22 protein-coding genes and 1 pseudogene are annotated in these 23,477 nt (G+C 71.3%); 7 read left to right on the top strand and 16 right to left on the bottom strand.

Features of this window, described 5'->3' with window-relative positions:
* Positions 1-20: 20 nt before the first annotated feature.
* From ACN26Z_RS01850 to ACN26Z_RS01805, 10 genes and pseudogenes are all read right to left on the bottom strand, one after another.
* Positions 21-557, bottom strand: a pseudogene (locus ACN26Z_RS01850) (flavin reductase family protein); the annotation flags it as partial.
* Positions 558-658: 101 nt separating this feature from the next.
* Positions 659-1,801 carry a hypothetical protein gene (locus ACN26Z_RS01845; protein WP_421459710.1) on the bottom strand — a complete coding sequence of 381 codons (1,143 nt, stop codon included), beginning with the start codon at positions 1,799-1,801 and terminating at the stop codon, positions 659-661.
* Positions 1,802-2,275: 474 nt separating this feature from the next.
* The gene (locus ACN26Z_RS01840) at positions 2,276-3,967 is read right to left on the bottom strand and encodes an ABC transporter permease (protein ID WP_421459708.1); all 1,692 of its coding nucleotides are present in this window, start codon (positions 3,965-3,967) and stop codon (positions 2,276-2,278) included.
* Positions 3,952-4,716: an ABC transporter ATP-binding protein gene (locus tag ACN26Z_RS01835; RefSeq protein ID WP_421459707.1), complete on the bottom strand. Its 765-nt coding sequence runs from the start codon at positions 4,714-4,716 to the stop codon at positions 3,952-3,954. The genes ACN26Z_RS01840 and ACN26Z_RS01835 overlap by 16 nt, the downstream gene beginning before the upstream one ends.
* Positions 4,717-4,872: 156 nt before the next feature.
* Complete coding sequence (locus ACN26Z_RS01830; protein WP_282236393.1) at positions 4,873-6,513, bottom strand: cation acetate symporter; 1,641 nt, start codon at positions 6,511-6,513, stop codon at positions 4,873-4,875.
* Between the two features lies 1 nt (position 6,514).
* Positions 6,515-6,961: a hypothetical protein gene (locus tag ACN26Z_RS01825; protein WP_232511461.1), complete on the bottom strand. Its 447-nt coding sequence runs from the start codon at positions 6,959-6,961 to the stop codon at positions 6,515-6,517.
* 102 nt (positions 6,962-7,063) lie between these two features.
* The gene (locus tag ACN26Z_RS01820) at positions 7,064-7,843 is read right to left on the bottom strand and encodes a LytR/AlgR family response regulator transcription factor (RefSeq protein ID WP_282236394.1); all 780 of its coding nucleotides are present in this window, start codon (positions 7,841-7,843) and stop codon (positions 7,064-7,066) included.
* On the bottom strand, positions 7,840-9,066 hold the full coding sequence (locus ACN26Z_RS01815; RefSeq protein ID WP_093410790.1) for a sensor histidine kinase: 1,227 nt from the start codon (positions 9,064-9,066) through the stop codon (positions 7,840-7,842). The genes ACN26Z_RS01820 and ACN26Z_RS01815 overlap by 4 nt, the downstream gene beginning before the upstream one ends.
* 50 nt (positions 9,067-9,116) lie before the next feature.
* On the bottom strand, positions 9,117-10,688 hold the full coding sequence (locus ACN26Z_RS01810; protein ID WP_421459705.1) for a sugar transferase: 1,572 nt from the start codon (positions 10,686-10,688) through the stop codon (positions 9,117-9,119).
* A gap of 266 nt (positions 10,689-10,954) precedes the next feature.
* A complete protein-coding gene (locus ACN26Z_RS01805; protein WP_093410788.1) occupies positions 10,955-11,815 on the bottom strand; it encodes an Fpg/Nei family DNA glycosylase in 861 nt (286 codons plus the stop codon).
* 24 nt (positions 11,816-11,839) lie between these two features.
* Between ACN26Z_RS01805 and ACN26Z_RS01800 the strand changes: the two genes are divergently transcribed.
* The gene (locus ACN26Z_RS01800) at positions 11,840-13,144 is read left to right on the top strand and encodes a glycosyltransferase family 4 protein (protein WP_421459702.1); all 1,305 of its coding nucleotides are present in this window, start codon (positions 11,840-11,842) and stop codon (positions 13,142-13,144) included.
* A 91-nt stretch (positions 13,145-13,235) separates the two neighbouring features.
* Here ACN26Z_RS01800 and ACN26Z_RS01795 read toward each other — a convergent pair whose 3' ends face one another.
* The 5 genes from ACN26Z_RS01795 to ACN26Z_RS01775 form a co-directional block, all read right to left on the bottom strand.
* The gene (locus ACN26Z_RS01795) at positions 13,236-13,952 is read right to left on the bottom strand and encodes a CDP-alcohol phosphatidyltransferase family protein (protein WP_282236397.1); all 717 of its coding nucleotides are present in this window, start codon (positions 13,950-13,952) and stop codon (positions 13,236-13,238) included.
* Positions 13,936-15,003 carry an iron-containing alcohol dehydrogenase family protein gene (locus tag ACN26Z_RS01790; protein ID WP_093410782.1) on the bottom strand — a complete coding sequence of 356 codons (1,068 nt, stop codon included), beginning with the start codon at positions 15,001-15,003 and terminating at the stop codon, positions 13,936-13,938. The genes ACN26Z_RS01795 and ACN26Z_RS01790 overlap by 17 nt, the downstream gene beginning before the upstream one ends.
* The gene (locus tag ACN26Z_RS01785) at positions 14,991-15,722 is read right to left on the bottom strand and encodes a sugar phosphate nucleotidyltransferase (protein ID WP_093410780.1); all 732 of its coding nucleotides are present in this window, start codon (positions 15,720-15,722) and stop codon (positions 14,991-14,993) included. The genes ACN26Z_RS01790 and ACN26Z_RS01785 overlap by 13 nt, the downstream gene beginning before the upstream one ends.
* A gap of 103 nt (positions 15,723-15,825) precedes the next feature.
* The gene (locus ACN26Z_RS01780) at positions 15,826-16,569 is read right to left on the bottom strand and encodes a hypothetical protein (RefSeq protein ID WP_282236398.1); all 744 of its coding nucleotides are present in this window, start codon (positions 16,567-16,569) and stop codon (positions 15,826-15,828) included.
* Entirely contained in the window at positions 16,566-17,015 is a 450-nt protein-coding gene (locus ACN26Z_RS01775) for an NUDIX domain-containing protein (RefSeq protein WP_282236399.1), read from the bottom strand. Before ACN26Z_RS01775 ends, ACN26Z_RS01780 begins: the two co-directional genes overlap by 4 nt.
* Positions 17,016-17,132: 117 nt before the next feature.
* Between ACN26Z_RS01775 and ACN26Z_RS01770 the strand changes: the two genes are divergently transcribed.
* The 4 genes from ACN26Z_RS01770 (at position 17,133) to corA (ending at position 20,754) form a co-directional block, all read left to right on the top strand.
* The gene (locus ACN26Z_RS01770; RefSeq protein WP_093410774.1) at positions 17,133-17,525 is read left to right on the top strand and encodes a cyclic nucleotide-binding/CBS domain-containing protein; all 393 of its coding nucleotides are present in this window, start codon (positions 17,133-17,135) and stop codon (positions 17,523-17,525) included.
* Between the two features lie 110 nt (positions 17,526-17,635).
* The gene (locus ACN26Z_RS01765; RefSeq protein ID WP_093410771.1) at positions 17,636-18,094 is read left to right on the top strand and encodes an ester cyclase; all 459 of its coding nucleotides are present in this window, start codon (positions 17,636-17,638) and stop codon (positions 18,092-18,094) included.
* Between the two features lie 128 nt (positions 18,095-18,222).
* The gene (locus ACN26Z_RS01760) at positions 18,223-19,317 is read left to right on the top strand and encodes a PLP-dependent aminotransferase family protein (RefSeq protein ID WP_093410768.1); all 1,095 of its coding nucleotides are present in this window, start codon (positions 18,223-18,225) and stop codon (positions 19,315-19,317) included.
* 252 nt (positions 19,318-19,569) lie between these two features.
* Complete coding sequence (gene corA / locus ACN26Z_RS01755; protein WP_421459698.1) at positions 19,570-20,754, top strand: magnesium/cobalt transporter CorA; 1,185 nt, start codon at positions 19,570-19,572, stop codon at positions 20,752-20,754.
* Positions 20,755-20,888: 134 nt separating this feature from the next.
* Here the strand turns inward: corA and ACN26Z_RS01750 are convergent, their stop codons facing one another.
* Positions 20,889-21,686, bottom strand: a complete 798-nt coding sequence (locus tag ACN26Z_RS01750) for a hypothetical protein (RefSeq protein ID WP_282236400.1) — start codon at positions 21,684-21,686, stop codon at positions 20,889-20,891.
* Positions 21,687-21,745: 59 nt separating this feature from the next.
* On the opposite strand from ACN26Z_RS01750, the gene ACN26Z_RS01745 reads away from it, so the two are divergent.
* A complete protein-coding gene (locus tag ACN26Z_RS01745) occupies positions 21,746-22,273 on the top strand; it encodes a peptidylprolyl isomerase (protein ID WP_093410764.1) in 528 nt (175 codons plus the stop codon).
* Positions 22,274-22,536: 263 nt separating this feature from the next.
* The gene (locus ACN26Z_RS01740; protein ID WP_421459696.1) at positions 22,537-23,448 is read left to right on the top strand and encodes a rhomboid family intramembrane serine protease; all 912 of its coding nucleotides are present in this window, start codon (positions 22,537-22,539) and stop codon (positions 23,446-23,448) included.
* Positions 23,449-23,477: the final 29 nt, after the last annotated feature.

Genomic DNA, 23,477 nt, shown 5'->3' with positions numbered 1-23,477 from the left:
TGGTGGGCCCGTCGTGACGGTCAGGCCAGTTCCCGGTAACGGCCCCGGTGGTGCAGCAGCGGCTCGGCGTCGTCGGTCAGCTCCACGCGCTCGATGGTCGCCTCCACCAGCAGGCCCCAGCCGTACTCCCGGCTGCCGTCGAGGCGGCAACCGGCCCAGCCACCCGCGTCGCCCGGCACCGGACCGTACGGCGTGTCGAGCCAGGTGCCGGTGGCGAAAAGGCCACCCGGGGACGGGAACAGACCGGCGAACCGGTCGGCGAGCTGCCGATGTGGTGGACCGAGCGGGGTCACCGCGAACCGGCCCGTCTCCTCGACCGCCGCCCACAGCTCCGACTCGGCGTCGACCAGTCCGAGCAGCCGTCCCGGCTCACCCTCGGCGACCAGGGTCGACGACACCGTCAGCCCGGCCGGCCCGGGTGCCGTCCAGAGGGTCACCGGCGCGGCGAGCCGCCCCCGCAGCCGGCGTACGGGCGAACGTTGGTCAGCCGGCGCGGCGAACGGGTCGGTGTGGTGGATCCGGGCACCCGGCTCATGATTCACGTGAAACATTGTGACCCGTCTGCCCGGTTCTCGGCCTCGGCTACCGCTGGCGAGATGCGGCATGTTGGGGTATCTCCCGGTAGGGATGCCGCGACATGCCGCATCTGGCGCGACGGTCAGCGGCGGCGGGTGAACGCGCGTGCGGCGAGGGGGAACAACGACAGGCTGATTCCCGCGACGAACACGCGCACGGTCGGGTCGAAGCTCAGCGCCGAGCCGAGTTCGGGTGAGACGTGCGTGCCGATGAAGGGCGGCACCGCGGGCCACACCGTGACCGCGAGTAGGAGCAACGCGGTGATCGCGATGAGGCCGGCGAGCGCGCACCGAAGTACGTACCGAGCGAACTGTCTGCCGCCGACCCACAGCCGACCGATTGTGGATGTCGGTGGCCGTCGCCAACTGCCGTGTCGGGTCCACGCCTCCTCGTGGCTGGTGAGCGGATAGCGGTTGACGATCGCCTGGATCAGTTCGTAGGTGGACATCAGCAGGGGAACCGTCTGCGGGACGCCGAAGGCGAACAGGCGCTGTAGCTCTCGTGTCTCGGCGCGGATCCGGCCGGCCCACGCACGCAACTGCCGGTCGGTGATGTCGACGCCGGTACGGTTCACACGCGGCCACGACAGCTCGAATCGCTGCGCGGCACGGTCGAGTTCCGCCACCGCCCGGCGTCGGTCCGGCGGGGTGGGATCCGACTCGACACGGTCACCGAACTTCAGGAGTGCGGCGACCAGAGCCAATTCGGGATCTTTCCATCGGAGCCGCTCGGCCCACCAGGACCGCGCGTAGGGCCACAGTGCTGCGGCGACCAGACCGGCACCGGCGAAGGCGACTCCCACCAGGAGGTCGTACCACCGCGTTTCGCGGACCATCGGCACGGTCGACACCGCGACGCACGCCACGGCCGGGACCGCGGCGCTGAGGGCCGTGGTGCGGGACGAGAGGGCGAAGTGCAGGACGAGCACGACGAACATGACCCCGAAGACCAGGCTCGTGGCGGAGGCCACCAGCCCGGCGACGGAGGGCCCACCGACAGTGCCGAACGCGGCTGCGGCGGCCACCACCACGCCGAGCTCCAGCGGACGTACCCACGGTTCGTTCAGTCGCTGAGACTCGCGGTCCCGCCAGAGCAGAATCGCGGTCCGGACGGTTGGCAGCACCGACACTGGTTCGGCGGCCACGAGGCCCCAGAAGGTGTCGTAACCTGCCGGCCCACCGAGCCGCCTGACCCGCTCACGCAGATTCCCCTGGTTCTCCAGCACGATTCCGTCGATCTCCTCGCCGCGCTTGATCCACCAGGGGACCAGATCCGGAGGGACGAAAAGCTCCTCGTGGGTCAGCGGCTCGTCTGCGTCGAACAGGTCGTCGTCGTGCCGGGGGACGAACTCGTCATCCAGAAACGGTGCCCGGCCGTCGGCCGCCCGGTCCAGTCGATCGAGTCCGGTTCGGGTTCGGGAGCTGCGGCCGTCCAGGAGCGAGGTCGAGGTCGAGGTCCTGCGTCGTCCACGCGATCACCACCAGGTCGCGGTTGTGCCTTCACCTGGTAGCACGACATGGCAAGTCCGAGGCCACCGCCCGCTGCCGCTTCGAGTCGGCGAGCCCGGCGTCACGCGGCCTGTTGCTCGCAAGATGCGGCATGTTGGGGTGTCTCTCGGAAGGGATGCCGCGACATGCCGCATCTGGCGCGACAGTCAGCGACAGTCAGCGACGGTCAGCGGCGGTCCAGCAGCCGGCGGTCAGCGGCGCGGGGTGACCAGGGCGAGCAGTTCGGGTTGGCGACGGTCCAGCACGTCGCCGGCCAGGTAGGCGCCGAGCAGCGCCGCGCCGACGCCGTAGGCGACGCCCAACGGCAGGCCCAGCCAGAGCCAGGCGTCGCCGAGCAGTGCCGCGGCGAGCACCATCGGTGCGGCGAGCGCGCTGGTGGCCACCATGGCCAGCAGCGTCAGCATGCCCTTCACCACCCCGGCCCCGCTGTTCATCGCGAACGGGTTGCTCATCTCCGGCAGCGAGTAGGCGCCCAGCACGGAGACGAACGAGTTGACCGCCAGCCCGGCACCGTAGGTGGCGACCAGCGCACCCGCCATGAATCCGATCCAGGTCGGCTCGCCGAGCACCAGCGCGATCACCACGGCGACCACAGCCAGCATCGGCAGCACGTAGAGCGAGAACCCGGTGATCCGGGCGCGCAACTCCAGTCGACCCGGTACGCCGGCCACCACGTTCGCCGCGTACGCGCTGCCGTCGAAGCCGAACTGGTTCGCCAGGGTCACGGCGGCGAGCAGCCCGACGAAGAGCATCGAGAGGCTGACCAGCACCGGCGAGGATTCCCCCGCGGCGCTGAAACCCTGGTCGCTGTCGAACGTGAAACCCTGTCCACCGAAGTTGACGATCACCGGTACGAAGAGACCGACCACCGCGATGGTGATCAGGTTGGCGCGTCGCCGGGCGTCCCGCCACCAGTAGCGGGCCTCCCGGGCGACCAGGGCACCGAAGCGATCCCGGCGCAGCCAGCCGGCGGCCCGGGGAAAGAGCTGGGCCACCACGCCGCCGGTGACTCCGGGCCGCGCCCGGGTGGGTCCGGCACTCGCCGCGCCCACCATCGCCGACTCCAGAGAGCGTGACCACCAGGCCAGCAGCGCGACGATCGTCACCACGGTGATCAGCAGCTTCACGGGTGCGGCCCAGGCCCGGCCCTGCGCCACGTCGATGCCCGCCGTCCACGGGGCACCGAAGGGGGTCCAGCCGATCACCGTCGCCACGCCGGTCAGCCGGTCCCAGTCGGTGTCCTGGATCGCCGCCACGCCGGCGAGTTGCAACGGGCCGAGCGACGCGGCGAGCACCGCGAGCAGGACGGCGGCCAGGTCGCGTACCCGGCGGGAGCGCAGCATGGAGGCGAATGCGCTGGTCACCGCTCGGGCACCGGCGACGCAGAGGAGCAGCCCGCAGACCACCCCGACGGCGCTGACCAGGGCAGCCGACCAGCCGCCGAACACCCCGGCGGTGACCACCAGGCCGGAGAGGCCCAGCAGCACGGCGACAGTGGGTACGCTCACCAGCGCCGCCGCGAACAGCCCGGTCACCAGGGTGCGTCGGGACAGCGGCAGCAGCGCGAACCGGGCCGGGTCGAGTGTCTCGTCGACGCCGAAGAAGACAAGCGGCAGCAGCAGCCAACCGAGCACCGTCAGCCCACCGGCGAACGCGGCGACCAGCAGGGCATACCGGTCGTCGCCAACCAGCCCGGGAGCCGCCAGGCCGAAGAAGGCACCGACCGCGAACCAGAGCCCGATCAGCGAGCCGACCAGGAACAGCGCCACCCGCCAGCCCTGACCGCGGAAGTTGTTGCCCATCACCCGCAGCTTGAGCCGGACGAAGTGACGCGCCGAGACCGGCCGCACCCGGTTCGCCGGTGCGGTCACCGGGACAGCCACGCCAGCTCCTCACCGGTGGCGGTACGCCCGCCGACCACCTCGACGAAGACGTCTTCCAGCGAACGGTCGCCGCGTACCTGCTCCAGGGTGCCGACCCGCTTGATGGTCCCCTCGGCGAGGATCGCCACGTGTGAGCAGAGCCGTTGCACGACCTCCATGACGTGGCTGGAGAAGACCACCGTCCCGCCGCCGGCCACGTACCGCTTGAGGATGTCCCGGATCAGCGCCGCCGAGACCGGGTCGACCGCCTCGAACGGTTCGTCAAGCACGAGCAGCCGGGGCCCGTGCAACAACGCACAGGCCAGCCCGATCTTCTTCTTCATGCCGGCGGAGTAGTCGACCACCAGCGTCCGACCGGCGTCGGCGAGGGCCAGCACGTCGAGCAGCTCGGCCGCCCGCTGGTCGACCACGGCAGGCTCCATGCCGCGCAGCAGACCGTGGTACGCGAGCAGCTCGGCTCCGCTGAGTCGGTCGAACAGGCGTACCCCGTCCGGCAGGACGCCGAGCAGTTGCTTCGCGGTGACCGGGTCGGCCCACACGTCATGGCCCAGCACCCAGGCGCCGCCGGCGTCGGGCCGGAGCAGCCCGACCGCCATGGACAGGGTGGTGGTCTTACCGGCGCCGTTCGGGCCGAGCAGCCCGTAGAACGAGCCGGCCGGGACGTCGAGATCCACGCCGGCCACCGCGACCTTGCCGTCGAAGCTCTTGGCCAGGCCGCGTAGCGCCAGCGCCGGGTGCTCACCAGTCATGCGCCCGACCGTATCCCGTGCCGACCAGCCCGCCGCCCGACCGGAGGAGGATCCGCAGCTCATCCCCGAGTCGGACCAGCATGGAAGCCCGGGCCACCGCGCGGGCAGCCGGTCGGCCACCTGCCGCAGCAGGGCCTGCTCCGGAAGGGTGCTTCCTCACGAGCGGAGGGCGTCGGGGGCGTGCAGGCGGAGCATGGTGCGGCCGATGTCGGCCGGGGCACGGCGGCGGGTGGCCAGCGAGACCGCGATCATCACCGTGAAGGCCAGCGGCACCGTCCAGGCGGCCGGCTGGGCGATGAGGGTGGCCGGCCAGCCGGTCATGGCCGGACCGAGGACGGTGATCAGGACCGAGGTCACGGCGGCGCCGCCGCCGACCAGAATGCCGGCGGCGGCACCCGCGTCGGTGAGGCCCCGCCACCAGATGCCGAGCACCAGCAGCGGGCAGAAACTGGACGCGGCGACCGCGAACGCCAGGCCCACCACCTGCGAGACGTCCAGGCCGGAGACGTTGAGGGCGAGGACCGTCGGCACCACCCCGGCGATCACCGTCGCCAGCCGGAAGCCGCGCACCGAACCTCGACCGAGCACGTCGGTGGAGATCACCCCGGCGACGCTTGTGAGCAGCCCGGACGAGGTGGACAGGAAGGCCGCGAACGCCCCGGCGGCGACCAGCGCGGCCAGTAGGCGACCGGTGGTCCCGGCACCGAGTGCCGCCTCGGGCAGCAGCACCACCACCGCGTCGGTCTGACCGGTGATCAGCAGTTGCGGTGTGTAGATCCGGCCCAGCACGCCATAGATGGTGGGCAGCAGGTAGAAGACGCCGACCAGAGCCAGCACCACCAGGGTGGTCCGGCGGGCGGCGGCTCCGTCGGGATTGGTGTAGAAGCGCACCAGGACGTGCGGCAGCCCCATGGTGCCCAGGAAGGTGGCCAGGATCAGCGAGTACGTGCCGAACAGTCCCCGATCGTCGGAACCGGCGTCACTGGGCAGCAACCAGTCGGTGGCCCCGTTGGCCACCCCGGAGACCTTCGGCACCGGTTCGCCCTGGGCGAAGCTCAGCTCGTCGCCGGGGCGTACCTCCAGGGTCTGGCCGTCGGCGAGGGTGAGCACGGCCTGCTGCTCGACCACGACTGTGGTTGCCGTCCGGAACGTGGCCCCGTCCGGCGGGGTCACCGCCGGACGGCCGTCGGACTGCCACTGCAGGGCCAGGAAGATCGCCGGTACGGCGAGCGCGGTCAGCTTGAGCCAGTACTGGAACGCCTGCACGAAGGTGACCGCCCGCATCCCACCCAGGGCCACGTTCGCGGTCACGACGGCGGCCACCACAAGCGCACCGACCGGGTACGGCGAGCCGGCCAGCGTGGCCAGCGTCAGGCCGGCGCCCTGAAGCTGCGGCACCAGGTAGAGCCAGCCGATGAAGATCACGAAGACGGTGGCCAGCGTCCGTAGCCGGCGGGATCCGAGCCGCAGCTCGCAGAAGTCGGGCAGGGTGAACGCGCCGGACCGGCGCAGCGGCGCGGCCACGAACAGCAGCAGGGCCAGGTATCCGGCGGCGAACCCGACCGGGTACCAGAGCACGTCCACGCCGTACTTGAGGATCAGCCCGGCGACGCCGAGGAAACTCGCCGCCGACAGGTACTCGCCGCCGATCGCGGCAGCGTTCCAGGTGGGGCTGACCACCCGGGAGGCGACCAGGAAGTCGGAGGTGGTGCGGGCCAGCCGCAGCCCGTAGAAGCCGATGGCGACGGTGACCAGGGTGACCGCCACGATCGCCGGTACGACGAGATCGTTGCCCACGTCAGCGCTCCGGCCGCTGGACCAGGTCGGTGAAGTCCTGCTCGTTGCGCTCGGCCAGTCGGACGTACGTCCAGCCGACGGCCACCAGGAACGGGAAGGAGAGCACCCCGAGCAGCAGCCACGGCAGGTTGACGCCGAGCACTGTCATCCGGCCGACCGAGGGGGCGATGGCGAACAGCCAGGGCAGCCCGCCCAGCCCGACCAGCACCACCGCCGACAGTTGCAGGGCCAGGGCCAGTTGCGCGCGGACCAGACCGCGGACGAGCGCCTCACCGACCCGGGTCTGCTGGGTCAGCTCGGTGTGGGTACCCGCCGGCCAGTGCGGCCGGCGGGACACCTCGGCCAACACCACCCGGGTACGCGCGGGCGGCCCGGACCCGACGCCCTCGTCGATGGTTCCGGGCGGATCGGGTCGGCGGGGTGCCGGCAGTGCATCCTCGGCGGCCATCCCGGCAGTCTCGTCCGCCCGGCGGGATTGTCAAGCGGCCTGTGGACAACGGTGTGGACAACGAGTCGGGCCTGTGGACAACCCGGTGGACAACGCCGCCGATCAGCGGCTCCACTCCTGCTTGGCGGCCCGGACCAGCTTGTCCTTCAGCTCCCGGGTGTGCCGGCGGCTCACCGGCAGCTCGGTACCGTCGATGACCACCACGTAGCCGGAGTTGACCAGGCGGAGTTCGGCGATCAGCCGGAGCTGCACCAGGTACGACCGGTGGATCCGGACGAACCCGGCGTCGGCCCACCGTTCAGCGAGTGTGGCCAGCGACACCCGCACCAGGTGTGACCCGTCCGCCGTGTGCAGCCGGGCGTAGTCGCCCTGTGCCTCGACCCACCGCACGGCGGACCGGGGCAGCATCCGGGTGGTGCCGGCCAGTTCGACCGGGATGGTGGGATCCTCCTCGGCCCGGGCCAGCGCGGCGGGATGGGTGGGCACCACCCGCGAGCCGACCACCCGGCGCAGCGCCTCGGCCAGCCGCTCGGCGCGTACCGGCTTGCGCACGTAGTCGGTGGCGCCCACGTCGAAGGCGTCCGCGGCACCGTCGTCGTACGCGGTGACGAAGACGATCGCCGGAGGGCGGGCGAAGCGGCGCAGCACCCGGGCCAGCTCCATGCCGTCCAGGCCGGGCATCCGGATGTCCAGGAAGACCACGTCCACGTCGTCGTCGCGGAGCACCCGCAGCGCCTCGGTGGCGTCGCCGGCCGTGTACAGCCGGGCCACCCGGGGATCGGCCCGCAGGTGGTACGCCAGCTCGTCAAGCGCCGGTGGCTCGTCGTCGACCGCCAGCACCCGCAGGAAGCCGGTGGGGGCGGCCGGGCCGGAGCCGGTCACGAACCCGCCCGTACGCCGGGGTGGAACTTCGGCACCCGCATGCTCACCTTCGTACCCGAGCCGACACCGGTCTCGACGACCAGGCCGAAACCGTCACCGAAGACCGAGCGCAGGCGCTCGTCGACGTTCGACAACCCGACGTGCTGGCCCGGATCGTCCCCCGGGTCGCCGGTCGACCCGGCCAGCTCGGCGATTCCCGCGGTCAGCGTGGCCGGATCCATCCCCACTCCGTCGTCCTCCACCGTTATGTGGCATTCAGCGCCCGCATCCCGAGCCTCGATGCTCACCATGCCCGTGCCCGGCTTGCGCGACAACCCGTGGCGAACCGCGTTCTCGACAAGTGGTTGCAGGCACAGGAACGGCAGGGTCACCGGCAGCACCTCGGGGGCGATCTGGAGCCGCACCTGAAGCCGGTCGCCGAACCTGGCCCGCTCAATGGTCAGGTAGCGGTCGATCGAGCGCAGCTCCTCAGCCAGCGTGGTGAACTCGCCGTGCGCCCGGAACGAGTACCGGGTGAACTCGGCGAACTCCAGGATCAGCTCCCGGGCCCGTTCCGGATCGGTGCGGACGAAGGAACCGATCGCGGTCAGCGCGTTGTAGATGAAGTGCGGGCTGATCTGGGCGCGCAGGGCGCGTACCTCGGCCCGGGCCAACCGCTCCCGGGACGAGTCCAGCTCCGCCAGGGCCAGTTGGCTGCCGGCCCAGTGGGCGGTCTCCAGGGTGGCCTGGACCAGACCGGGCGCCGGAGCGCCGTCGGTGACGGCGACAAGCGCGCCGGTGATCCGGCCGGACGCCCCACCGAGCGGGGCCACCACCGCGCCCCGGACCGGGCAGTCGATCCGGTCGCAGGTCAGCTCCGCCTCGCCCAGCACGGTGGAGCGCTCGGATGCGATCACCCGCCGGGCGGCGGTCCGCAGCTGGTCCCGGTGGTGTGCGCCGCGTCCGTCGAGCGCGAGCAGGTCGTCGGTGTCGGTCAACGCCAGCCCTTCCGCGCCGACCAGGGTGCGCAGGTGGCGGGCGGCCTTTGCCGCGCCGGCCGGGTTCAGCCCGGCCCGCAGGGGTTCGGCCGCCAGCCCGGCGGTGTGCAGTACCTCGTAGGTGGCCCGTTGTCCGGGCGTGGCGATGCCGCGCCGCCCGCGTAGCCGGCCGACCGCGAACAGCGCCCCGGCCAGCACACTGACCAGGGAGAAGACGCCGATCACGGCGGATATGTTGCCACCCACGTCGACGATCCTGCTGGTTGCGGACGCTGCGGGAAAGGGGTGGGCACCGGTCAGTACGCGCCCTTGCGCGCCACCACCACGCCGACCGTGCGCCACAGGATGCTCAGGTCGTACGCCAGCGACCAGTTGTCGACGTAGTACAGGTCCAACCGGACGGCCTCGTCCCAGGAGAGATCGGAGCGGCCAGACACCTGCCACAACCCGGTCATACCCGGGCGGACCAGCAGCCGGCGTCGCACATCACCCAGGAAGTCGCCATCGTCGGCGGGCAGCGGACGCGGCCCGACCAGCGACATCTCACCCTTGAGCACGTTGATCAGCTGCGGCAGTTCGTCCAGCGACGAGGCGCGCAGGAAGCGGCCCACCGGGAAGACCCGGGGATCCTGCTTCATCTTGAACAGCATGCCGTCGGTCTCGTTCTGGTCGACCAGGCTGGCCAGCCGGTCCTCCGCGTCGACGTACATGGTCCGGAACTTCCACACCCGGAACGTGCGCCCCTCGTGCCCCACCCGGGGTTGGCGGAAGAAGACCGGACCCGGATCGGAGATCCGGATGGCGATGGCGATGGCGATGAAGACCGGGATCAGCGCGAGCAGGCCGAGCCCGGCGGCGACGCGGTCCATCATGTTCTTGGCCAGCAGCGCCGGCCCGGACAGGGTGGGTTCCTCGACGTGCAGCAGCGGCAGGCCCTCGATCGGGCGGATGTGCACCCGGGGGCCGGCGATGTCGGTCAGTTGCGGCGCCACCACCAGATCGACGCCGGAGCCCTCCAACTGCCAGGCCAGGCGACGTAGCTCACCGGGCTCAGCGCTGGCCGAGCCGCAGACCGCGATGGTGTCCGCGCCGACCTCGCGTACCAGGGCCAGCACGTCGCGGCCCGCGTACACCGGAACCGGGGTCTGCACGCCCTTGGCCGCCGCGTAACCGTCGGTGATGTGGATGGCGACCGGAACCAACCCGGCGGCCGGGGTGCGGGTGACCGCCGTGTACACCTCCAGGCACTCCGGCAGGGTACCGACCAGCACCATCCGGTGCGCCGCCTGCTGGATGTTGCGCCGGACGGTGTGCAGCACGAAACGGGTCAGGATCCGTCCCAGCAGGATCAGCAGCAACGCCAGCAGCAACGCCGTGCCGACGGTGAACCGGGACAGGTCGGTCTTGGTGGCGAAGGCGAGGAACGACACCGCCGCGCAGACGGTCACCCCGGCCCGGATCACCCGCTTGAACTCGTCCGGCCCGAGCCCGAGACAGCGTCGGTCGTAGGCGCCGTTGAACCAGAGGATGACCAGCCAGCCGAGTGGCAGCAGCAGGAACGCGACGGTGTAGAACCAGGTCGGGTCGTTCTGCGCCTGATGGAAACCTGCGGTGGCCTGGTCGAAGGTGCGGATCGCGGTGTAGCTGGCGAAGGCCGCCGCGGCGAAGTCGAGTAGCAGCAGGATCGCCGTGTAGGGCCGGTGCCAGCGCGACACGCGCCGCCGGGCCCGGGCCCACGCCGATCGGGGTACGCCGTTCGGGGATGGCGGGTTCGGCGGCTGGATCTCGAAGCTGTCGACGTGCCGCACGAGTCTGCTCCGGCCTTCGTTGGTCACCGGGCGCTGGAGGCTGGTCGTCACCTCACTCATGTCCTCCCGCATGCCCCGCCGCGTTCACTCGCCGTGACCGCCCGGGTCGCCCACCGTTCCAGTTTCCCACGCGAGTTCCGTTCCGTTGCCGACCCGAGGGACTTTGCGCGGCGGCCACCTACCGCCTGGGATCTGGCCGGCCCCACGCCTTTCTTAGGCCGGGGACCGGGCCACTATACCGATGGATGACGGCCCGGGTAGAGCGCCGGACCGGTGGTTGCGCACCGCGCGTCCGATTCCGCTCCGTAATCAGCGAGTGGTGTTACTCACCGTACAAGTCGGGACAACCTTCGGTCAGCAAGGGGCTTGCCGCCGGTCTGGCAGGTCGGGCAGTACTGGAGGCTGGAGTCGGCGAACGAGACCTCCCGGACGGTGTCTCCGCAGACCGGACAGGGCAGCCCGGTGCGGGCGTGCACCTTGAGGCCGGACCGCTTCTCGCCCTTCAACTCCGCGGCCCGCTGCCCCAGCGACCGGGTCACCGCGTCGCCGAGCACCCGGCGGGTCGCCGCGTGCAGGGTCGCCATCTGGTCGTCGGTCAGCCGGTCGGTCAACGCGAACGGCGACAGCTTCGCGGCGTGCAGGATCTCGTCGGAGTACGCGTTGCCGACCCCGCCGAGCACCGCCTGGTCGGTGAGGACCCCCTTGACCTGGCCCCGGCGGCCACGCAGCGCACCGGCGAAAGTGGCGAGGTCGGCCGAGAGCGCGTCCGGCCCGAGCTTGGCCACCCCGGGCACCGCCTGTGGATCCGTCACCAGGTAGGCGGCGAGTTTCTTCTGCGTACCGGCCTCGGTCAGGTCGAAGCCGGAGCCGTCGTCGAGGCGTACCCGGATCGCGATCGGCCCTTTGCCGGGTCGCAACGGAACGGCCGAGGCGAACGCCTCCCGATAGTGCAGCCAGCCGGCGCGGGCCAGGTGGACCACCAGGTGCAGCCCGCCGTCGAAGACCACGTCGAGGAACTTGCCGTACCGTCGCGCGTCGGTCACCGCCCGGCCCGCGACGGCGGTCGGCGGCGGGTCGTACGTCTTCAGGGCGCTGATCGCGGCGACCTCCAGGCGGTCGACCCGCCGGCCCACCGCGCGCTGTCGCAGGTAACCGGCGAGCGCCTCCACCTCCGGTAGTTCGGGCATCGTCCAACGGTAGCCTTCTTTCCCGTGAGAATCGTGGTGGCGCACAACCGGTACCGGGAAGCTCAGCCCTCCGGTGAGAACACCATCGTCGACGCCGAGATCACCCAGCTCGCCGCCGCCGGGGTGGAGGTGCTGCCGTTCCTGCGCAGTTCCGACGAGATTCCGGCGATGCCGAAGACGGCGAAGGCGCTGCTCCCGATCTCCCCGATCTATGCGCCCCGCGCCCAGCAGGAACTGGGTCGGCTGCTCACCGAGCACCGACCGGACGTGCTCCACCTGCACAACCCGTACCCCCTGCTGTCGCCCTGGGTGGTGCGGACCGCGCACCGGCACGGGGTGCCGGTGGTGCAGACGGTGCACAACTACCGGCAGGTCTGCTCATCGGGGCTGTACTTCCGGGACGGCGTGATCTGTCAGGACTGCCGGGGTCGGGCCCTGGGCGTGCCAGCGGTGGTGCACCGCTGCTACCGGGGGTCCCGGGCGCAGAGCGCGCTGATGGCCACCACCCTGGCCGTGCACCGGGGCACCTGGAAGTCGGTGGACCGGTTCATCGCCCTGACCACGGCGGTCGCCGATCACCTGCGGGACTACGGCATTCCCGATTCGCGGATCGTCGTGAAACCGAACGGGATTCCCGACCCGGGCACGCCCGCACCGCTCGGCCAGGGTTTCCTGTTCCTCGGCCGGCTCTCTCCCGAGAAGGGTCTCGACCTGCTCGTGGAGGCCTGGCGTCGGCACCCCGACGGCACGCTCGGGCCGCTGCGGATCGCCGGTGACGGTGAGTTGCGTCCACTCGTCGAAGCGGTGGCGGCAGAGCGCTCCGACGTCACCTACCTCGGCCCGCTGGACCGGGCGGGCGTCCGGCAGGCGCTGGCCGCCAGTGCCGTGGTGCTGGCGACATCCACCTGGCACGACGTGCTGCCTACCGTGATCATCGAGGCGCTGGCCAGTGGTCGGCCGGTGCTCGGCACCGCGCTCGGCGGCATCCCGTACCTGGTCGGCGCGGACACCCCCCGGGAACCCGCCGGCACCGGCCCGGCCGCCGTCGCCTCAGCCTCCGCCCCCGTCGTCTCTGGTTCCGTGGCCGGCTCATCGGCTCCCTCCCGCGATGGTCTTGACACCGGGTCAGCGGTGCCGGCCGGTGTGGTGACCGGCGAGGCGGGCTGGGTCGTGCCACCGGATCCGGCCGCCCTGGCCGCCGCCCTGCCGATGGCCGCCGCCGGCGCCTCGGCGCTCTCGGCTACCGCCCGGCTGCGCTACGAGCGCAATTTCCACCCGGACGCCGTGACCAAACGCCTGATCGACATCTACGCCGACCTGTGCCGCTGACGGCGGGCACAGTTTGCGGGATGTCGCGGTTTCCCGGCGATGGGAAGCCGCGACATCCCGCATCTCGCGCATCGGGTGCCGCGACCCTCGGTCAGCGGAGGCTGGCGCGGGCGGAGAAGGCGATGCTGGCCAGCAGGAAACCGCCGTTGACGGCGGTGAAGGCGATCATGACCCAGAGGGTGAGCGCCGGGGCGAGCGCCAGCACCAGGGCGGCCACGAAGATCACCGCGCCGTAGTCGCGGACCAGCTTGACCAGGCGTACCGGCAGGCTGGTGGAGGTGACCATGCTGGCCGCGTTCGGGCCGGACTGCATCACCGAGGTGACCAGGTTGACCATCCAGGTACCGGCGAAGGCCGCCACCAGCCAGGTCGGCGTTGCCGGCTGCTGCGCCACGGCGGTGGCGGACAGGGCGGCGACCAGGGCGATCTGGGCGGCCACGTCACAGAGCACGTCGACCCGGGCGCCCGCCGCGCTGCCCTGCCCGGTCACCCGGGCCAACTGACCGTCGGCGCAGTCCAGGGCGTACGCGATCTGCCAGCCGAAGAGCGCGACCAGCCCGACCACCGGAGCCGGCACGTCCCCGGCGGCGACCGGGCCGGCGAGGGCAACCACGGTGACCGAGGTGGCCAGCCCGAGCAGCAGGTTGGTGATGGTCAGCGCGGTCGGCCGGAGCCCGAGACGCTGGGCGACAAGCGCGAAGACCGCGCCGATCCACTGGCTGACCGACTCGCTGAACAGGCCACCGCCCCGGTTCACCCGGTGGAAGTCGGCGACCGTGGGGTGGGACGGCTCAGCCAAGGTGCTCACGGAGGGCGTCAACGTAGTCTCCCAGCCGGGTACGAAGGTCGTCGGCGGACAGCGCCAGGTGTTCGAGGATCGTGTAACGGTCGGGCCGGGTGTGCGGGGCGAAGGCCACCGCCTCGACGAACTGCTCGTCGGTGAGCCCGAGGTCGGCGGGTCGGGTGGACAGCCCGTGCCGGTGCAGGCAGCGGGCGAGCTGACCGAACCGTTCCAGGTCGCCCCGGAGGAAGGTGCAGAACAACGCGCCGAGCCCGGCCTGCTCCCCGTGCGAGGCGGTGCTCGGGAAGAGGTGGTCGATGGCGTGCGAGATCTCGTGGTCACCGCCGCTGGCCGGCCGGCTGGAACCGCAGATCGACATCGAGATGCCGCCCAGGATCAGCGCCTCGGCCAGCGTGGTGAGGAACCCGTCATCGGTGATCTTGCCGGGATGGTTGACCAGGGCCTCCGCCCCGGTGCGGGCCAGCGTCACGGCCAGCCCGTCGATCGGCTCACCGCGCACCTGGTGGGCCAGTTCCCAGTCGGCGCAGGCGCTGAGATTGCTCACCGCGTCGCCGATGCCGGCCTGGGTCTGCCGGTCCGGCCCGTTCTCCACGAAGTCGAGATCGACAAGCACGGCGATCGGGATGTGCACCCCGTACGAACCCTTGCCGCCCTCGTGGGCCAGCGACGCCACCGGAGAGGCGATCCCGTCGTTGGCGAGGCTTGTCGCCACGGTGACCATCGGGATGCCGTAGCGGGTGGCGGCGTACTTGGCGGTGTCGATGGTCTTCCCGCCGCCGATCCCGACGACGGCGTCGTAGCTGCGGCGGCGTAGCTGGTCGCCGAGTTCGATTGCGGAGTCGACGCTGCCACCGGCGACCGTGAACACGTCGGCCGACCCGAGTGAGGGCCGGCACAGCTCGACGATCTTCTCGCCCTGACCCGGGCCGACCACCACCGCGACGTCGCCGCCGCTGGAGATCCGGCGGTCGGCCAGCAGCGAGCCGAGGTCGGCCACCGCGCCCCGGCGGACCTCGATCGACAGCGGCGTCGCGACGGTACGGGCTAGTAGCGGCACGCGATCTCCCGCGCCCGGGTCAGGTCGGCGTGGTTGTCGACCTCGACCCACGCCACGTCGCCGATCGGCGCGGCCCGGACCTCACCGCCACGGTCGGCGAACTCCTGGTATCCGTCCTCGTAGTACAGGTTCGGGTCGCGCCGCCAGGTCGCCTCCAGGGCGTCGGCGAGCGCCTCGGCCACCTGCGGCTCGATCAGAGTGGCCCCGATGTACTCGCCGTACGCCTCGCCCGGGTCCATCAGCTTGGTGATCCGGGTGAGCTGGCCGGCGGCGTCGAAGGTGGTCTTCATCTCCTCCTCGGCCAGCGGCTTGAGGGTGTCGACCGCGAGCAGCACGCCCGGCCCCCGCTCGGCCAGCAGGGTCTTCTCGATGCTCACCGGGTGCACGGTGTCGCCGTTGACCAGCAGAACCCCCCGGGAAAACCAGTCACGCGCCAGCCAGAGGGAGTACGCGTTGTTCCACTCCTCGGCCTTGTCGTTGGGCACCAGGGTGATCGTGACGCCGTACCGGCGCTCCAACTCGGCCTGGCGTTCGCGGACGGCATCGGCGGCGTAGCCGACCACCACCACGACCTCGGTGAGCCCCACCTCGGCCAGGTTGCGCAACGCGATGTCGAGGATGGTGATCTCGCCATCCACCGGCACCAGCGCCTTGGGCAGCGTGTCGGTGTACGGGCGCAGCCGGCGACCTGCGCCAGCCGCCAGCACCATTCCGACCATGCCGGCATCGTTTCCTGTTCTCGCGGCGTTCACCGAAGGAGGATAGCGCCGCCCGTGGCGGCGCTGCCGCCGGTCAGCGGCCAGCGGCCGGTGCGCACCCCGGTCAGCCGGGCAGCGCCGCCAGGTCGGCGAGCATGGTCAACCGTTCCTCGGCGGTCAGCACGGCGTACGGGCCGGCCGCTCGGCGGTCGGTCTCCAACTCGATGGCCTGGCGCTGCGGACCGTTCGGCAGCTCCGCGATGCTCGCGGCGGTGTGTCCGGCGGCCTCCCAGGCGGCGGCGTGTGCGTCGGCCCGGTGGTAGCGCAGCGCGCCGAGCCGGTTGAGCAGCAGCAGGCCGGGAGGGGCGCTGTCCGGCTCGTACGGGGGTGCCACCGCGTGGAATGCCTTGCCGCCCTGCGTGGCGCTCAACAGCCGGCCGGCGACCTGCACCAGCCGCAGCACCCGGTCGTGGTGTCCGGCCCACAGCTCCTCGGTCACCTCGGCGTGCACCTGGTACAGCTCGGCGAGGAAGGCCAGGCCCCGCTCGGTGGCGGCAAGCCCGCCGTCCGCCCGGCGGTGGATCATGCCGTACGCGACGTGCCGGTCAAGACTGCGCCGGCAGGCGGTCGGGTCCCGGTAGCGGGTCACCGCGGCGAACCCCGGACCGTCGACCGTGCCACCCGGTACGGCCAGCCGGGTGCGCAGCTCCACCAGGAAGCCGGTGGCGGGCGGTCCGCCGTACCGCTGGCTCAGCTCGGCCCCGCCGCCGTGCCGACCGGCCTGCATGGCCGCGGTGAAGACCCGGTCCACGGCGGGCGCCACCAGCGCCGCGTACCGGTGCGGAGCAAGCCCGACCGTGTCGCTCACGAACCGATGGACCGCAGCACGGCGAAGGCCCGCTCGGCGATGTGCCGAATCAACCCGTCGTTGACGTCACGGTGCTCGTCGAGCAGGTCGAGGTCGTCGGGGCCGAGCCAGCGGTACTCGGTGTGCTTGCCCGCCTCCAGTACGGGCGCGGTCAGCTCGCCGTCGACCCGGACCAGCCAGTCGCTCTCGATCCGGGCCAGGCCGTCGTCTCCGACGTAGCGGTACTCGCCGACCTCGGCGAGCACCTCGGACACCCGCCAGCCGGTCTCCTCGGTGACCTCCCGGTGCAGCGCGTCGTGCACGGACTCGCCCGGTTCGAGGTGCCCGCCGACGATGTCCCAGCAGTTGGGGAAGAGTCGCCGGTGCGGCGAGCGGCGTTGGAAGAACAGGCGTCCGTCGGGGGCGACGATCAGCGCTCCCGCGCAGCGCAGCGGCTCGGTGGACACGTCAAGAACAGTAACCGCGACCGTCCCGCCGCGACGATGTCCGGTCTTGTCCTGGAAACCTACGGGGCTCACCATTGCGGGTAACCGGGTGCAGCCGTCCCAAAGGGGTGATGTGTCATGCAGGTTCGGGAAGCTATGTCCAGTGAGATCCTCGTGGTCGGTCCGGAGCACACGCTGCGGCAGGCGGCGCGGATGATGTCGGAGCGCCGTATCGGGTCGGCGGTGGTGATCGACCCGGATTCCGAGGGCATCGGGATCATGACCGAGCGGGATGTGCTCAACGCGATCGGAGCCGGTCTTGATTGCGACGTCGAACGGACCGGGGCCCACCTGACCTGGGACGTCGTCTACGCGGGGCCGGAATGGACGATCGAGGAAGCGGCGGCGGCGATGGCCCGGGGTGGCTTCCGGCACCTGGTCGTCCTTGACGGTCGGGAGGTCGCCGGCGTCATCTCCGTACGCGACATCATGCGGGTGTGGGCGGCCAGCCGGATGGTCGGCACCGGCTGACCAGGTCGCCGATCGGCGGTCGATCGATCCGTCCCGGGTTGGGCGGGCCGGTCGGCGGGTAATGCCCCTGTTGCGGGCGCGGGCCGATCGTGCCCGCGCGGGGAGGCGTGATGCGTGGCGCGGACCGGTTGATCCAGCAGCAGTACGAGATGCTCCTGCGGCGCGACGTGGCTCGCCTGCCGGAGCTGTACGCGACGGATGCGCGTTACGCCATGCCCGGCGTCACGGTGCGTCCGACCGAGTTGCCGGCCCTGCTGCGTACCTGGACGGGTGCCTTTCCCGACCTGCGGGTCGATCCGCTCGGTGCGGTACGCACGGCCGGTGGCGCGGCGGTCGAGCACCTGCTGACCGGCACCCACACCGGCGTGCTGCACACCCCGTTCGGGACCGTCGCACCCACCGGACGGGACGTCGCCTGGGAAGTGGTGGACGTGGTCCGGGTGCGACGGGGACGGATCGCCGCCTGGCGGTCCTACTTCGACTGGGGGCAGCTGATGACTCTGCTCGGCCTGCGGGTCGCGGGGACATCACGCCGGCCGCAGGACGAGCCGGTCGGCCTTCCGGCCTGATCTGCCGCACAGTCGGCGGGTGCGGGTCGGCCACCGGACGTGCCCGTTCACCCGACCCGGTGGCTCAGGATGCGGACATCGCCGTGCCTTCCGCGCACGTCCCACCTCCGCCCGTACGCTGAACAGCCATGACCGCCGAGCAGCTGATCTCCTTTGCCCGTGGCGCCCCCTCACTGGACATCGTCGATGTCGAGGGGCTCAAGGCCGCCGCCGTCCGCGCCTTCGACGCCGACCCCGCCGGGGTGACCGCGTACGGCACCTCCGTCGGCTACGTCCCGCTCCGGAAGTGGATCGCCGAGAAGCACGGTGTCGAGGCGGAGCAGGTGCTGGTCACCAACGGATCGTTGCAGGCCGACGCCTTCCTCTTCGATCACCTGGTCCGCCCCGGCGACGCGGTGGTGGTGGAGCGTCCCACCTACGACCGCACCCTGCTGAACCTGCGGAACATGGGCAGTGAGCTGCACGCTGTCACCATCCAGCCGGACGGTCTGGACACCGCCGAGTTGCGCAAGCTGCTGGAGTCCGGGGTACGTCCTCGGCTGGCCCACGTGATCCCGAACTACCAGAATCCGGCCGGCGTGACGTTGTCCCTGGAGAAGCGCCGCGAGCTGCTGGACCTGGCTGCGGAGTTCGGTTTCACGATCTTCGAGGACGACCCGTACGCGGACATCCGGTTCCGGGGCGAGGCGCTGCCGTCGATGCTGTCGATGGACACCCGCAACGTGGTCGTGCACGCCTCCAGCTTCACCAAGACCGTCTGCCCGGGGGTGCGGGTGGGTTACCTGGTGGGCCCGGCGGACCTGATCGGCGACATCGCGAAGAAGGCGACCAGCCTCTACATCTCGCCCGGCATGGTGTCCCAGGCCATCGTGCACCAGTTCTGCGTGTCGGGGGACATCGGGCGTTCCATCGAGACGGTCCGGGCGGCCCTCGGCGAGCGCGCCACGGTCCTCGCCGAGTCGCTGCGCCGGCACATTCCGGAGGCCCGGTTCGTGGAGCCGGACGGTGGCTACTTCCTCTGGGTCGAGTTGCCGGAGGACGTGGCGGTCGACCGGCTCGCCCCGGCGGCGGCCGAGCGTGGCGTCGCGGTGGTCAAGGGCAGCGACTTCGTGATCGACGGCGGCCGGTCCGCGCTCCGGTTGGCCTATTCGGCGGTCACCGCGGATCGGATCGACGAGGGAGTTCGACGGCTGGCCGAGGCGATGAAGGCGGTGCGCGGCTAATTTCTGTCGGCTTTCCGACAGTACGGCGATACCGGCCGGCCCGGGTCTCCCGCTGAGGCGACTCGGGGCCCACAATGCTGCGAGCGTCTCACCACGCGTACGCACAACCCCCGCCCCCACGGCGCCGGGCGGGCCGGGTCGCCCCCTCACCCCCCCCGATGCGGTCCGGTCCGTCCGGCGCCACCCCTGCCGCCCGGTCATGATCACTGCGGCGGCGTAACCTGCAAACCGCAGCCGGCGGGGGAGGGCGTTATGACGGAGCGGACGCAACGCGCGGGGACGACCTCCCCGGACGGCCCGGCCACCACTGGCAACCGGAACGCGGGCGCCACCGGGGGCCGCGCCCTGCGGCCCCGCAACTGGTCACCCGTGCGGGCCGTGACGCGCCGGCTCAGCTCGGACGGAGCCCAGTCGGGTGAGCCGTCGGCCGACCGGCGACGTAGCGCGGTGGTCGACTGCGCGCTCTATCTCGACGGTCAACGGCAGGCCGGCGACTGGGACTACGCCGACGCGCTGGCCGCGGCTCGCAGCGCCGAGGCCGGCTTCGTCTGGCTCGGCCTGCACGAGCCGGAACTGGCCGAGATGACCGAGATCGCCACCACGTACGGGCTGCACGAGCTGGCCGTGGAGGACGCGGTCAAGGCCCAGCAGCGTCCGAAGCTGGAACGTTTCGGCGAGGTCAGCTTCCTGGTGCTGCGTACCGCCCGCTACTGCGAGCACACCGAGCTGACGGAGAACTCCGAGGTGGTGGAGACCGGGCAGGTGATGCTCTTCATCGGCCCGCAGTTCGTGGTCAGTGTCCGGCACGGCGACGCCTGCCGGCTCGCGCCCGTACGCGAGGAGTTGGAGGCTCGCCGGGAGTTGCTGCTCAACGGTCCCTGGGCGGTGGCGTACGCGATCACGGACCGGGTCGTCGACCTCTACCTGGAGGTTGCCGACCAGCTTGAGGACGACATGGACGTGCTGGAGACGGAGGTCTTCGACCGCCAGACCAGCGGCCGGATCCAGCGGATCTACCAGATGAAGCGGGAACTGGTCGAGTTCAAGCGGGCGGTGATGCCGTTGCAACGGCCGCTGGTGACGCTGACCTCGCAGATGAACCGGGACGTGCCCAAGGAGGTGCGCCGCTACTTCCGAGACGTGCAGGACCACCTCAGCCGCACCGTCGAGCAGGTCAACTCCTACGACGACCTGCTCAATTCGATCCTTCAGGCGCGGCTGGCCCAGGTGACGGTCGACCAGAACAACGACATGCGCAAGATCGCGGCCTGGGCGGCCATCGCCGCCGTGTGGACCGCGATCGCCGGCATCTACGGCATGAACTTCGACTTCATGCCGGAGCTGAGGATGACCTACGGCTACCCCGTGGTGCTGGCCCTGATGCTCAGCATCTCGCTGGCCCTCTACCGCTGGTTCCGCCGCAACGACTGGCTCTGACCCGACCCTCCCTTCCCCCGACCGCCCGCGTCGCTGGCTGCGCTGACCATGAAGTTGTCGCCGCGACACATCGGTGTGCGCGGCGACAACTTCATGATCATCCTTGATGGGGGTGGGGGCGGGAGGGGGAGTGGTCAGGCGCGGGTGTTGGACTTGTGGTTGGTGGCCTTGCTCAGGTCGTCGGCGGGGCGGCCGCTGCTGGTGCGGGCACCCTCGGCGACCGAGGGGACCTTCCCGGTGGCGGCGACCCCGGACGGCGCGGTCGCGGTGGGAGTGGTGGAGGCGCTGTCGCCGCTGGCCACCGCCGAGCTGCCCGCTCCGGTCGAGACCTTGCCGGCACCGGCCGGGCCGGTCGTACGCACCTCGATGGTCTCCACCTCCTCGTGCATCGGCTCAAGCGCGGCACCCGCGTCGTACTCGGCCCACTCCTGCTGCTCGCGGTGCCGCCGCAGGGCCATCGCGCCGGCCAGCCCGGCCACCGCACCGGCGGCCAGCAGGCCGACCATGGTCCCGCTCCGGCGGGACTTCTTCTTCGCCTTCATCTTCTTCGCCTTCCTACTGACCGCGGCCTGCTTGGCGACCGCGGCCTTCTTCCCCTTGGCGGCCCGATCGGCCGCGTCGGACTGCGCGTGACGTACGGCCAGAGCAAGCGGCGCGAGGGCTGCGGCCGTCGATGCGAGGCCGTTCGATGCCCGGTCCCGGACCACGACGGCGGTCGGTGCCACCGCACCGCGGGCCGCCTGGAATCGCGGGCCGACCGTGTCGCCGGCGCCCCTCGCGGCATGCGTGGCGGCCTGCCTCAGGTGACCGATGCTGCGGTTCAATTCGGCCCGGGCCAACTGCGCCTGGGTCTTTCGCCGCCAGTTTCCAAACACGGTCCCACCTCCTGGGAGTTGCTCTGTCTCATCCTCCACCTTCGGATGCCTCCGCATGTCCAGATCGGGCACATGGGAGGATCCGCATGGAACTGACCAACGAATAAGGAGTACCCGTGGCCGAGGCTGTCTACGCCACCCTGCACACCAACGCCGGCCCGATCCGGCTGGAGCTCTTCGGTAACCACGCCCCGAAGACCGTCCGCAACTTCGTCGAGTTGGCCGAGGGCACCCGCGAGTACACCGACCCGCGGACCGGGCAGCCGGGCAGTGGTCCGTACTACGACGGCACCATCTCGCACCGGGTGATCAGCGGTTTCATGATTCAGATGGGTGACCCGACGGGCACCGGCCGGGGCGGGCCGGGCTACACCTTCGCCGACGAGTTCCACCCCGAGCTGCGGTTCGACCGGCCGTACCTGCTGGCGATGGCGAACGCCGGGCCCGGCACCAACGGCTCGCAGTTCTTCATCACCGTCTCGCCGACGCCGCACCTGAACAACCGGCACACCATCTTCGGGCAGGTAGCCGACGAGCAGTCCGCGAAGATCGTCGAGGCGATCGCCAACACCCCGACCGGCCCCAGCGACCGGCCGCTCCAGGACGTCGTCATCGAGCGCGTCGAGATCGAGCGCTCGGCCTGACCGGGCGTCTGCGGGCGGTGCCGAAGGGCCGGCTCGCCGTGCGGGTTCATGGTCTGGTCGACCAGATCGCCGAGTGCCAGCTCGGGCACGTCGACGGCGACCGGCGGCTTGCAGACTGGTCCGGACACCCCACCGGTGTCCGGACCAGTCTTCGCTCTGCCGACGGCCGCCAGCACTTCGCCGGGTACGCCTCGACCCGCCTGAGTGGCGGCTCGGGGTACCTTTGCTCGCATGACTGAGCGCTCGGGTGTCTGGGGCCAGCGATGAGCGAGTCCCCGCCGACCACGCCGGCCTGCTACCGCCACCCCGGCCGGGAAACGTATGTCCGCTGCACCCGCTGCGACCGTTCGATCTGCCCGGACTGCATGAACGAGGCGTCCGTCGGGTTCCAGTGCCCGGAGTGCGTGTCGGAGGGACGCCGCAGCGTGCGTCCGGCGCGAACCGCCTTCGGTGGCGGGGTCGTCGGCCGACACGGTTACGTGACCAAGACCCTGATCGCCCTCAACCTGCTGGTGATGCTGGTCTCGATCGCCTCCGACCGGGGCGGGGACGCGGCGGCCGGCGGTAACGGCTTCGGCGGGCTGATGGGCGGCAGCACCCCGTTGACCGAGTGGGGTGCGGTGCTGGGCCGGGCGATGTTCCTCGACGGCACCATCGGCGGTGTCGCCGAGGGTCAGTGGTACCGCCTGATCACCGCGATGTTCCTGCACTACGGCGTGGTGCACCTGCTGCTGAACATGTGGGCGCTCTGGGTGCTCGGCCGCTCGCTGGAGGCGGTGCTCGGGCCGCTGCGGTTCGCCGCGCTCTACTTCATCGCCGGCTTCGGCGGCAACGTCGCGGTCTACGTGTTCAGCGCGCCCAACCAGATGTCGGCGGGAGCGTCGACCGCCATCTTCGGCCTCTTCGCGGCGATCTTTGTGATCATGCGACGCCTGGGTCGGGACACCTCGGCCATCCTCCCCATCCTCGTGATCAACCTGATCTTCACCTTCACCGTGCCGCAGATCTCCATCGCCGGCCACCTGGGCGGCCTGGTGGTCGGCGCGCTGATGGCGCTGGTGCTGGCCTACGCGCCGCGGTCGCGCCGGACCCTTGTGCAGTTCGGCGGCGGCGCGATCATCGTCGTGGCGCTGCTCGGGATGGCCCTGGTACGCACGGCCGCGCTGCTGGGCTGACCGCTGCCCGACACGGCACCGGCGAAGCG

This window comes from Verrucosispora sp. WMMD703 (assembly GCF_049178935.1).
GTDB classification, from domain to species: Bacteria; Actinomycetota; Actinomycetes; order Mycobacteriales; family Micromonosporaceae; genus Micromonospora; species Micromonospora sediminimaris.
This window is presented reverse-complemented; position numbering and strand designations above follow the sequence as displayed.

Coding starts and splice junctions, on each gene's coding strand:
- ACN26Z_RS01835 (WP_421459707.1), bottom strand. CDS start 4,716: ATGACTGGTGAGCACCCGGCGCTGGCGCTACGCGGCCTGGCCAAGAGC.
- ACN26Z_RS01825 (WP_232511461.1), bottom strand. CDS start 6,961: ATGGCCGCCGAGGATGCACTGCCGGCACCCCGCCGACCCGATCCGCCC.
- ACN26Z_RS01810 (WP_421459705.1), bottom strand. CDS start 10,688: ATGAGTGAGGTGACGACCAGCCTCCAGCGCCCGGTGACCAACGAAGGC.
- ACN26Z_RS01805 (WP_093410788.1), bottom strand. CDS start 11,815: ATGCCCGAACTACCGGAGGTGGAGGCGCTCGCCGGTTACCTGCGACAG.
- ACN26Z_RS01785 (WP_093410780.1), bottom strand. CDS start 15,722: ATGGTCGGAATGGTGCTGGCGGCTGGCGCAGGTCGCCGGCTGCGCCCG.
- ACN26Z_RS01770 (WP_093410774.1), top strand. CDS start 17,133: ATGCAGGTTCGGGAAGCTATGTCCAGTGAGATCCTCGTGGTCGGTCCG.
- ACN26Z_RS01765 (WP_093410771.1), top strand. CDS start 17,636: ATGCGTGGCGCGGACCGGTTGATCCAGCAGCAGTACGAGATGCTCCTG.
- ACN26Z_RS01760 (WP_093410768.1), top strand. CDS start 18,223: ATGACCGCCGAGCAGCTGATCTCCTTTGCCCGTGGCGCCCCCTCACTG.
- corA (WP_421459698.1), top strand. CDS start 19,570: ATGACGGAGCGGACGCAACGCGCGGGGACGACCTCCCCGGACGGCCCG.
- ACN26Z_RS01750 (WP_282236400.1), bottom strand. CDS start 21,686: ATGCGGAGGCATCCGAAGGTGGAGGATGAGACAGAGCAACTCCCAGGA.
- ACN26Z_RS01740 (WP_421459696.1), top strand. CDS start 22,537: ATGAGCGAGTCCCCGCCGACCACGCCGGCCTGCTACCGCCACCCCGGC.